At 74.1% G+C, this 9,956-nt stretch carries 12 protein-coding genes; 2 read left to right on the top strand and 10 right to left on the bottom strand.

All coding sequences use genetic code 11. From position 1 onward, the window contains the following. Positions 1 to 75 precede the first annotated feature (75 nt). Both HNR61_RS02165 and HNR61_RS02160 read right to left on the bottom strand, forming a co-directional pair. The gene (locus HNR61_RS02165; protein WP_067812627.1) at positions 76 to 375 is read right to left on the bottom strand and encodes an MGMT family protein; all 300 of its coding nucleotides are present in this window, start codon (positions 373 to 375) and stop codon (positions 76 to 78) included. 30 nt (positions 376 to 405) lie between these two features. Further along, a complete protein-coding gene (locus HNR61_RS02160; RefSeq protein ID WP_182841407.1) occupies positions 406 to 1,086 on the bottom strand; it encodes a PucR family transcriptional regulator in 681 nt (226 codons plus the stop codon). Between the two features lie 146 nt (positions 1,087 to 1,232). Between HNR61_RS02160 and HNR61_RS02155 the strand changes: the two genes are divergently transcribed. Next, entirely contained in the window at positions 1,233 to 2,630 is a 1,398-nt protein-coding gene (locus HNR61_RS02155; protein ID WP_182841406.1) for a nucleobase:cation symporter-2 family protein, read from the top strand. Positions 2,631 to 2,712: 82 nt separating this feature from the next. On the opposite strand, the gene HNR61_RS02150 is transcribed toward HNR61_RS02155, so the two are convergent. From HNR61_RS02150 to HNR61_RS02130, 5 genes are all read right to left on the bottom strand, one after another. Further along, positions 2,713 to 3,894: a S8 family serine peptidase gene (locus HNR61_RS02150; protein WP_312897728.1), complete on the bottom strand. Its 1,182-nt coding sequence runs from the start codon at positions 3,892 to 3,894 to the stop codon at positions 2,713 to 2,715. Further along, positions 3,888 to 4,616 carry a hypothetical protein gene (locus HNR61_RS02145; protein WP_182841405.1) on the bottom strand — a complete coding sequence of 243 codons (729 nt, stop codon included), beginning with the start codon at positions 4,614 to 4,616 and terminating at the stop codon, positions 3,888 to 3,890. The genes HNR61_RS02150 and HNR61_RS02145 overlap by 7 nt, the downstream gene beginning before the upstream one ends. A 26-nt stretch (positions 4,617 to 4,642) precedes the next feature. After that, entirely contained in the window at positions 4,643 to 5,896 is a 1,254-nt protein-coding gene (locus HNR61_RS02140) for a S8 family serine peptidase (protein ID WP_312897727.1), read from the bottom strand. After that, positions 5,884 to 6,726, bottom strand: a complete 843-nt coding sequence (locus tag HNR61_RS02135; protein WP_182841404.1) for a hypothetical protein — start codon at positions 6,724 to 6,726, stop codon at positions 5,884 to 5,886. Before HNR61_RS02135 ends, HNR61_RS02140 begins: the two co-directional genes overlap by 13 nt. 67 nt (positions 6,727 to 6,793) lie before the next feature. Further along, positions 6,794 to 7,588, bottom strand: coding sequence for a metallophosphoesterase family protein (locus HNR61_RS02130; RefSeq protein WP_182841403.1), 795 nt, complete (start codon positions 7,586 to 7,588; stop codon positions 6,794 to 6,796). A 571-nt stretch (positions 7,589 to 8,159) separates the two neighbouring features. Between HNR61_RS02130 and HNR61_RS02125 the strand changes: the two genes are divergently transcribed. Continuing rightward, positions 8,160 to 8,519 carry an STAS domain-containing protein gene (locus tag HNR61_RS02125; protein WP_182841402.1) on the top strand — a complete coding sequence of 120 codons (360 nt, stop codon included), beginning with the start codon at positions 8,160 to 8,162 and terminating at the stop codon, positions 8,517 to 8,519. A gap of 100 nt (positions 8,520 to 8,619) precedes the next feature. Here HNR61_RS02125 and HNR61_RS02120 read toward each other — a convergent pair whose 3' ends face one another. Genes HNR61_RS02120 through HNR61_RS02110 form a run of 3 tightly spaced genes read right to left on the bottom strand, consistent with a single transcriptional unit; the run spans position 8,620 to position 9,819 of the window. Beyond that, entirely contained in the window at positions 8,620 to 8,802 is a 183-nt protein-coding gene (locus HNR61_RS02120) for a DUF397 domain-containing protein (RefSeq protein WP_220508858.1), read from the bottom strand. A 58-nt stretch (positions 8,803 to 8,860) separates the two neighbouring features. Next, a complete protein-coding gene (locus HNR61_RS02115) occupies positions 8,861 to 9,037 on the bottom strand; it encodes a DUF397 domain-containing protein (RefSeq protein ID WP_182842231.1) in 177 nt (58 codons plus the stop codon). After that, on the bottom strand, positions 9,034 to 9,819 hold the full coding sequence (locus HNR61_RS02110; RefSeq protein WP_182841401.1) for a helix-turn-helix domain-containing protein: 786 nt from the start codon (positions 9,817 to 9,819) through the stop codon (positions 9,034 to 9,036). Before HNR61_RS02110 ends, HNR61_RS02115 begins: the two co-directional genes overlap by 4 nt. Positions 9,820 to 9,956 lie beyond the last annotated feature (137 nt).

Raw genomic sequence — 9,956 nt, 5'->3', positions numbered from 1 at the left:
GCGGTGAGGACGGGATGTCCCGCGCCCGTGCGCGCCGCGTGACACCCGGGTGACACGCGTCTCCGGCGTCGCGGGTCAGCGGCCGTCCCAGCGGGCGCGGCGCATGTCCACGCGGCGGCCGTCCGGGCGCAGCGGGGTCCCCTCCACGCGGTACTCCTCCAGCGCCCGGATCTCGTGGCCGGGCGGGGGGCTCCCGTCGGCGCGGATCACCCGCCACCACGGGACGGCGCCGCCGTGCAGCGACATCACCCGGCCCACCTGGCGCGGCCCGCCCGCGCCGACCAGCTCCGCCACGTCGCCGTAGGACAGGACGCGGCCGGGCGGGATGCCCTCGACCGCGTCCAGGACGGCCTCGACGTACTCCTCGGGTCCCATCTCCTCTGGTTCCACGCCGCCGATTCTCGCTCAGGACCGCAGCGCCAGCAGCAGGTCCACCCGGTCCTCCAGCGACGACAGGTCCCGTCCGGTCAGCTCCTCGATCCGGTTGATGCGGTACCGCAGCGTGTTGACGTGCATGTGCAGCCGCCGCGCGCACACCGTCCACGACCCCGAGCACTCCAGGAACACCTGGAGTGTCCCCAGCAGGTCGCTGTGGGAGCGCCGGTCGTACTCGGCGATCTGCCCGAGGACCTGGTGGCGGAACGTCCGCCGCACGTCCTCCGGCAGCCGTCCCAGCAGTCCCCGGTGCGTGCCGAGCGGCGGGGCGGCGCCGTTCCGCTCCAGGTCGAGCCGGCGCAGCACGATCTGCATGAGCGCCGACAGCGGGGTGTGGCGGGGCACCGCGACCAGCGGCAGCTCGTGCCGCTCGCACGCCTCCACCAGGTCGTCCGGCACCGGGACGACGGCCTCCCCGGCGGCCAGCGCGGTCACGCCGCGCCCGGCCAGCCCGGACACGAACGGGTCGGAGTCGTAGGGGCCGCGCCTCCACATCAGACCGGTCAGCACCAGTTCGCCGCCGGTCAGATAGGGCGTGGGATCGGGCAGGTCGGTGACGAACACGCCGGAGAGCCGCCGGTCCAGCCGTTCCGCCCAGGCGAGCGGGCGCAGCCCCAGTTCGGGGTCCTGGAGCAGATCGTTGATGACCACGGCCCCACGGTACGAAACGAACTTCTTGTACGGAAGTACGGAGTTACGCCCCGGTCATGCGCTCGTTTCCGGAGCTTCCTCCGCTGACGAACGCACGGACGGCGGGTTTCCATACTCCAAACCGGCAACGGCATGGAGGTGGCCGCATGGCCCGCACGGCCCGCACACCCGTTCCCCGCCCACCCCGCCATCCCGTCGACGAGGTCCCGCCGACGCGGCAGCTCCTCGCCTTCGGCCTGCAGCACGTCGTCGCCATGTACGCCGGGGCGATCGCCGTCCCGCTGATCCTCGGGCAGGCCGTCCGCCTGCCGCCCCGCGACATGGCGCTGCTCATCAACGCCGGACTGCTGGTCTCCGGGATCGCCACGCTGGTCCAGTGCGTGGGCGTGTGGCGGTTCGGGGTGCGGCTGCCGCTGATGCAGGGGGTGACGTTCGCGGCGGCCTCCCCGATGGTCGCCATCGCCACCGCCGGGGGCGGCCTGCCCGCCGTCTACGGCGCGGTGATCGTCGCGGGGCTGGCGGCGGTGGCGGTCGCGCCGCTGTTCGGACGGCTGCTGCGGTTCTTCCCACCGGTCGTCACCGGGACGATCATCCTGCTGATCGGGGTGTCGCTGATGCCGGTCGCGGTGCGGTGGGCCGCGGGCGGCGCGGGCTCCCCCGGCTTCGGCGACCCGGTCGACATCGCGCTGGCGGGCGGCGTCACCGTCGCGGTGCTGGCGCTGCAACGGATCTCCAGCGGCTTCCTGTGCCGCGCGAGCGTGCTGCTCGGCATCGTGGCCGGGACGCTGGTCGCGGTCCCGCTGGGCCGGGCGGACTTCTCGGGGGTGGCCGACGCCGGATGGTCCGGGGCGGCCGCCCCACTGCACTTCGGGGCGCCGACGTTCGAGCTGGCGGCGATCGTGGCGATGGTCGTGGTGATGCTGGTCGCGATGACCGAGACGACCGGCGACATCCTGGCCGTCGCCGAGATCACCGAACGTCCCGTCGACTCCCGCCGCCTCACCGACGGCCTGCGCGCCGACGCCGCCTCGACCGCGCTGGCCGGGGTGTGCAACGCGTTCCCGCAGACGGCGTTCGCGCAGAACGTCGGCCTGGTCGGGCTGACCGGCGTCAAGAGCCGCTGGGTGGTGGCGTGCTCGGGCGGCATCCTGGTCGTGCTGGGCCTGTTCCCGGTGGCGGGCGCGGTGGTCGCGGCGATCCCGGCCCCGGTGCTGGGCGGCGCGGCGATCGTGATGTTCGGGACGGTCGCGGCGGGCGGCGTCCGCACCCTGACGCAGGTCGACTTCGCCGACAACGCCAACACCGTCATCGTCGCGGCGTCCCTCGGCATCGGCCTGATCCCGGTGTGCGTGCCGACGTTCTACGACCGCTTCCCCGACTGGGCGGTGGTGGTGCTGCACTCGGGCATCAGCGCGGGCAGCGTCACCGCCCTCGTGCTGAACCTGGTCTTCCACCACCTGCGCCGCCGCCCGGTCGTGGTCGCCGACGCCGGGGCGCCGCATCCGGTGGAGGCGCCGACCCGCCCGGCCGGAACGGCGTCCTGACCCTCCCGGCCTCCGCCGTCCTCCGGACCCCGGGTCTCGGCCGGGGGACGGCGGAACCCCGCCCGCGCCGGTCCGGTCGGGGTCACCTGCCGGATCGGCGTGCCCTGGCCAGGATCGTCAGGGCGGTCGCCAGGCCCGTCCCGGCGATCAGGCAGGCGACGGCGTAGGCGGTGATCAGGCCCCGGTCGCGGCGCACGACCCGGACCGGCTCGGGCTCCTCGCCGGTGAAGCGACGTTCCCCCGGCAGGCCGAGGCCCTCGGCGCGCGCCCCGGCCAGGCGGGCGGCCTCCCGCAGCGCCGCGTACGCGTCCACCCGGCCGAAGCCCACGCCCAGGTCGTAGCCGCCGGGCGGGCGCCGCTGCGCGCTCGCCGTGACGGCCTGGGTGACCAGCGCGGGCGGCAGCCCGGGATGCCGGGAGCGGATCAGCGCCGCCACCCCCGACACGAACGCCGTCGCCGGGCTCGTCCCGTCCCCCACCCAGTACCGGTCCCCCGGTCCGGCCCCGACGATCCGCACGCCGGGGGCCGACACCACCACCGCCGAGTTCCGGTTCGAGAACCCCGCGTGCCCGCCCCGCGCGTCCACGGCCGCCACCGAGATCACCCCGGGGAACGACGCCGGGTACGTGAACACCGCGTGCCCGCCGCGCCGCGCCCTCCCCGCGGCGCCGCCGTTGCCCGCCGCCGCCACGACCACCACGCCCCGCCGGATCGCGTGGGCGACGGCCTCGCGTTCGGCGCGCGTGGGGTAGGTCCGCCCGAGCGACAGGTTGATCACGTCGGCGCCGTGGTCCACCGCGTACCGGATCCCCTGGGCGATCGTGCCCTCGTACCGCGAGTCCCCGCCGAACGACGCGAACCCCGGCTCGTCCCGGTCCAGGATCACCCGCAGCGCCAGCAGCCGCGCCTCCGGGGCCACCCCCATCATCCCGTCGGCGTTGCCCGGCCCGTGCCCGTGACCGGCGATGATGGACGCCATGTTCGTGCCGTGCAGCCGTTTCGGCGCGACACCGGGCGGGTTCGCGCCGCGCGTGTAGTCGGGTCCCACCGTCACCGAGCCCACCAGGTCGGCCTGCGTCGGGTCGACGCCGGAGTCCAGCACCGCCACGGTGACCCCGCGTCCCCGGCTGAGCGTCCACGCCCGCGGGACGTTCAGCGACTCCAGCACCGGCATCGTCGCGTCCCGCACGGTGTCGGCGCGCGCGGGCGGCGCGAACGGCACCACGACCGCCAGCGCCGCCAGGATCCCCCAGCGCCTCAACACGCCCACTCCGCCGTACCGCAGCGCACGGCCTTCGGCGCGGTGAGCCGCCGCAGGACCCCCTCCGCCAGTTGCGGCCCCAGCGCCGCCGGGTCCCGCTGCTGCTGCCGCGCCCCGATCGCCGGGCGCCCGTCGGTGTACCCCACCGTCGCCGCCACCACGTACGGCCCGCCGTGCCGGACCGCCGAGGCCTGCCGCGCCGCGTCCCCGAACCGCGCCACCACCGACCCCGGGAACGGGAGCGCCCGCAGCCCCGGCCCGCGCCGTCCGGCGGGGAACCACCGCGCGGCGTCCCGGGCGGCGTTCGCGTCGGGGAACGCCATGACCCCGACCGTCGCCGCCAGCCCCTGCATCTGGTCCAGGTACGTGGCGCGCAGCGCCGCCCGGCACCCCCGCACCGTCAACGTCCCGCTCAGCTGCGGATCCACCGCCGCCGGGCAGCCGGTCCCCGGATCGATCCCCACCCGCGCCGCGGTCTCGGCCGCGCCCCCGACCAGCGTGTACGGCAGCCGCTCGGGGAAGATCCGCCCCGCGGGCCACGACCGGTACCGGGCGGCGATCTCGGCGGCGGACGCGGCGGCGCGTTCCCCCGGCGTCGGGTCGCGGACCAGTTCCCCGGTCAGCCGCCACCCCGCGACACCCAGCACCGCCAGGCACCCCGCGGCGGTCACGGCGGCGACGACCGTGCGGGTCCGGGAGGAAGCAGGATGATCGTCGCGCGGCACGCTGCGGAGCGTAGCCGACCCGCGGGTCACCAGGGGTGCGGCCCGACGGGCGTCTCCCGGCGCGGCGGTTCCGGGGAGCGCGGGTTGCGCCGCGCCAGCAGCACCGTGACCAGCACCGCCCCGGCCGTCCCGGCGACCCCGCCGACCACGACGACCCCGATCACCGGCCGCACCCAGAACGGATGGTCGATCACCTCGACCGGCTCGGGCGCGGCGGTCCCGAACCGCTGCCCGGTGGCCTTCCCGGCGGCCCTCCGGCCCGGCGCGGTCAGCGAGTCGGCGGCGGCCAGCGCCCGCACCGCGTTCACCTCGCCGAACCCGACCTCCGGGTCGTAGCCCCCGCTCGGCCCGTACCTCGACCCGGCGATCAGCGCCTGCGCGACCAGCGGTGGCGGCAGCCTGCGGTGCCTGGCCCGGATCAGCGCCGCCACACCCGCCACGACCGCGCTGGCCTGGCTGGTCCCCGAGCCGAGGAAGTACTGCCCGCCCGGCCCCGCCGTCACCACCCGGTCGCCGGGCGCGGCCACCAGCACCGAGTAGTTGCGGTTGGAGAACGGCGCGTGCCCGTGCGACGGCCGCGTCGCCGCGACCGCCACGACCCCCGGGTACCCGGCCGGATAGGAGAACGGCGTGAACCCCTTGTCGTCGCGGCGGCGCTCGTTGTCGCCGTCGTTGCCCGCCGCGGCCACGACCACCACGCCCTTGCCGATGGCGTAGGCGATCGCCTCGCGCTCCTCGGGGTTCGCCCGGTACTTGCCGAGCGACAGGTTGATGACGTCCGCGCCGTGGTCCACGGCGTACCGGATGCCGCGCGCCACGGCGTTCTCGGCGCGGCCGGACGACCGGTACAGCCGGTAGGAGGCGTCCTCGGGCTCGGCGATCGCCCGGATGGACAGCACCCGCGACCCCGGCGCGACACCGATCACGCCGTTCCGGCCGCCGGGCCCGTGCCCCCGCCCGGCGATCAGCGACGCCATCCCCGTGCCGTGCTGCCGGGTGGGCGTCGCGGAGCCGTCGATCGCCGACAGCATGTTCGGCCCGGTGGTGACCACGCCCTTCAGGTCCGCCTGGCGCGCGTCCACCCCCGAGTCCACCACGGCGACGGTCACGCCCTCGCCCCTGGTGGTCTTCCAGGCGTTCTCCAGCTCCAGCGTCCGCAGCATCGGCCGCTGCCGGTCCCGCACCTCGTCGGCGCCCGCGGACCCCACCGGCACCAGCACGGCGGCGGCGCCCAACGCCACCGCCCCCACCAACGAGGCGCCCCGCATCAGCACCGCCACTCACGTTTCGAACAGTCCGGCAGCGCCGTCACCGACAGCGGCTTCGCGACCGCCCGCGCCAGCTGCGGCGCCGGCAGGAAGGGCTCGTCCGGCCGGTCCTCCGGCACCGCCGCCGCCGGGCGGCCGTCGGCCTGGCCCGACACCGTCAGCACCACGTACGGGCCGCCGCGGTCCGACGTCCGGTCCTGCCGCGCCAGGTCGGTGAACCGCGCCGCCGCGGTCCCGGGGAACGCGAGCGCCCGCAGCGCGGGCCGCACCCCCTGCCCGCCCTTGGACCGCGTCGACGCCGGGATCTCCCGGAACGCCGCGTCCGCCTTCCACGGATCGGGGAACGCCGCCACCCCGACCGTCACCACCACGCCCTGCAACGCGTCGGCGTAGGTGGCCCGCAGCACCGCCCGGCACCCGTGCCTGCGCAGCACCGCCCCCAGCTCGACGTCCACGCCGCTCTCGCACCGGGAGTCCCCGGAGATCCCCAGCCGCGACGCGAACTCGCTGCGCCCGCCGTCCACCTCGTACGCCAGCCGCTCGGGGAAGATCCGTCCCGCGGGCCAGGCCTGCCAGCGGCGCGCGGCCTCGGCGTTGGCGGCGCGCTGCAGCTCGGCGTTGGTCGGCTCGCGGTTCAGCGTCACCCACGCGCCGCCGATCCCGACCGCGCTGAACGCCAGGTAGCAGCAGCCCAGCACGAGCGCCACGACCATCCACTGGCGGGAGTGCAGGCCGAGGACGGTTCCGCGCGCGGGCGGGCCGGACACCGGCCCGGCGGGCGGTCCGTAGGGAGGACCGGCGAGCGGGACCGGGGGACGGGGTTCGGGGGGCAGGAACGCCACAACCGCCAAGGTTAATCGGATTTGCGCCCTTTCGCCGCATGGTGCCGTCCTCCCGGGGGGCGTCCGCTCACTCCTCGTGGGGCCCCTTCGGCCCGAGCGGGATCTTGAGCCAGGCCATCGTCGGCACGTCCAGCACCGCCCAGTTCCCCACCGGCAGGCCGTCGCAGTCCAGCCCGGCGACCCGCACGGGCCCGTGCGGCATGTCCACGGTCCGCAGGTAGGCGCGGTGGAGGTGGCCGTGGATCAGGTGACCCGGCCGCACGGCGTCCACGACCCGTTGGAGGCGTCGCCGGTGAACATCGCCGGCCTCCAGGTCCTCACGGGCCCAGAACGAGGGCGGCGTGCCGAACTCGTGGTCCACCAGGGCCGGGCAGTCGTGGGTGAGCATGACGTCGGCGGGACCGTCGGCGGCGACCCGAAGGGCCTGCCGTTCGGTGATCTGCTCGCCGGGCCACCAGTCGAGGCCCTCCCGGCGCAGGGCCCGGTCCACCGACACCGCACCGCCCAACGCCAGCCAGGTACGGCCGTGCCACCTCCAGCGGTGGCCGCGCGGCAGGTGCCAGACCCGTTCGGCGACCCGGCCCCGCCCCTCCACGCGGGGCACGCGCCCAAGCCGGGGGTGGTCCTCATGGTTGCCGTCGACGAACCACAGCACGGCGTCGTGCTCGGCGAGCGCGCGGTCGACCTCACGCAGGTAGCGCGCGCCCTCCGCACCGGGCCAGATCCCGAAGTCACCACAGTGCAGCACGATCCGGGGGGACTCCCGGGGCAGCAACTCGGGCAGTCGCCGGATGACACTGCACGCCCAACCGGTGTTGCCGTGCCAGTCTCCAGCGACCAGAACCCGCCCGGGTTCCCTCATGACTGTGGCCACGACGACCTGCACGCCCTACGACCACGCCTTGATGCGCGCCCCACGCTTTCGCCGCCGGTGCCACTCGACCGAGACGGCTTCCGCCAGACTCCATCCACTCCCACAGGGTCGCTGTCGGAACGCGCGAGGACAACCGTTCCGCATCCAGGCGCCCGGCGGCACGGGTTCGTGCGGCATGCCCACGACCCGCTGGAGGTGTCGCCCCGGCCGTGTTGGACGCACCGCAGAGTCGCGGCCCCGACCGTGACTCTGCGGGGCGTGTGCCGGTCAGCCGCCGTGGATCTCCTGCCGGGCGGCGTGGGCGAGCGCCGACGGGTCGGTGCCCATCGCCCGCAGGTCCCTGGGCGCGGTCCCCTCCTTGAGATCCGCCACGGCGGCCACCTGCGCGCGTTGGTCGGCCGCGAGAAGTCGCGTCCGGCGGCAGGAATGCGCTCGGTCACCAATGCGTCACGAGACCTAGTTCCATCGGGCGTTAAGTGGGCAAGGTGCGCGGCACAAGGCGGCGGCGGGAGGCGGTGACAGGGTGGCGGGGAACCAGTCGCCAGGACTGGCGGTACGGGTGGAGCGTCGGCAGGGATGGCTGGTGGTGGGCCTGGCCGGGGAGCTGGACCACGCCACCACCGGTCTGCTGGACGCCGAACTGTCCAGTGCGGTGGCAGGGGTACTGGGCGCATCGGTGGCGCTGGAACTGGCGCACCTGACCTTCGCCAGCCTGGCCGGGCTGGGGCTGCTGGTGGCGTGGTGGCGGCGGATGACCCGGGGCGGCGGCCGCCTGGTGCTGCTCAACCCCACCGGACAGGTGCGATCGGCGCTGACCGTCACCGGTATCGACCAGGTCATCACGATCCACCACACAGCCGGACGTACCCGGAAGTGTCACCGACCGCCCCTGCCGCCACCCCCAGGACCGGTAGCGTGACGGCCTGCTCCTTCACGGAGGCGCCGCTCCGGGGGGACGGCGTACGCGGATGGCCGGGAGCATGGAGGCATCCCGGCCACCGCGCCTTCCCGCCGTACGACTACGCCTTGATGCGCGACACCAGGGCGAGTAGAGACGCCCGATCCACAGACAGATGACCGGCGTCCGGAGCCTTGCTGTCCCGCACACCGACAGCGTCGCCGAGATTCGCCAGTTCGACGCAGTTGCCGCCCAGATCGTCGCTGTGGCTCGACTTCCGCCAAGTGGCGTTCCTCATGTCCATCGCTCGCTGACCACCTTCCGGAGACACAGCGTTCGAACGGGTCCTACCCGCCATGGGACTACGCCTTGATGCGCGACACCAGCACGCGCAAGGACGCCCGGTCCACGCACAGGTGACCAGCGGCCGGAGCCTTGCTGTCCCGCACACCGACGGCCGCGCCGAGGTCGGCCACTTCCACACATTCACCGCCCGTGTCGTTCGACCGGGACGACTTCCGCCACGTGGCGTTCCTCATGTCCATCGCTCGCTGATCACCTTCTCGATGTGCCTACGGCTCGATTCCGGGTCGAGGGCCCGAGCCGAAAGAGTGGGAAACACCTTCTGCACATGAAGAATCTCAGCAGGATCGTTAGAGATGACACCCCCCGGAGTGGTTTCCAGGTACAGCAAGTCCCGTCCGTCCTGCTGCGTTGCGAGAACGAACGACCCGGACACACCGCGGTAGTACGCGATCGGAGCCACCTGAAGGATGACGTTGGGCAGGCCGGACACCTCCATCAGGCGTTCACATTGAGCTTTCATCACCTGCGGCCCACCGACTGACCGGAGTAGAACTGTCTCAGACAGCACCACCGCAATCGTTGGAGGGTTCTCTCGCTCCAGCACGGTGCGCTGGCGACGCAGGCGTCCGTCAAACACATCCTCGCTGACACCTTGCGCCCGGATGTACGCCTCGGTCTGGAACAGGCCGAGCACAAAGTTCTCCACCCATGCGCGCAGCAGTGACGCGGTTGCCTCGGCCTCCGGGTAGTCCTGGAAGAACTTGGGGTAGGCGGCCCGCTTCAACGTCTGGTTCCACGCCTCCGCCAGGGCTGGCGTGGTCCCTAGGGCAGCGTCGAGCCGTTCGGCCATGTCGCGGCGGCACCGGGTCACCCCTCGTTCGATCTGCGACACGTACGACGTGCTGATGGGAACGCGGGAGGCCAGCTCCGACCGGGTGATCCCGGCCTCCTCGCGCAGTCTGGACACCTCTTGGCCGAACGCCTTGGTCTGCGGCGTCGGTTGCCTCGTTGCCATGCGCTTCTCCGGGGGGGGCGGAAGCGGACTTGAACCGGCTGAACCAGCGAAGAGCGTCTGTGGTGCGCGGTGGTGCTCCACCTGGTCACGCTACGCGCTGTTCGGGAGTCTGTGCGGTAAGTCACAGGATTTCGAGG

The organism is Actinomadura kijaniata (assembly GCF_014138665.1).
Lineage (GTDB): Bacteria > Actinomycetota > Actinomycetes > Streptosporangiales > Streptosporangiaceae > Spirillospora > Spirillospora kijaniata.
The sequence above is the reverse complement of the archived record's forward strand: the minus strand, read 5'-3'. Positions and strand labels throughout refer to the sequence as shown.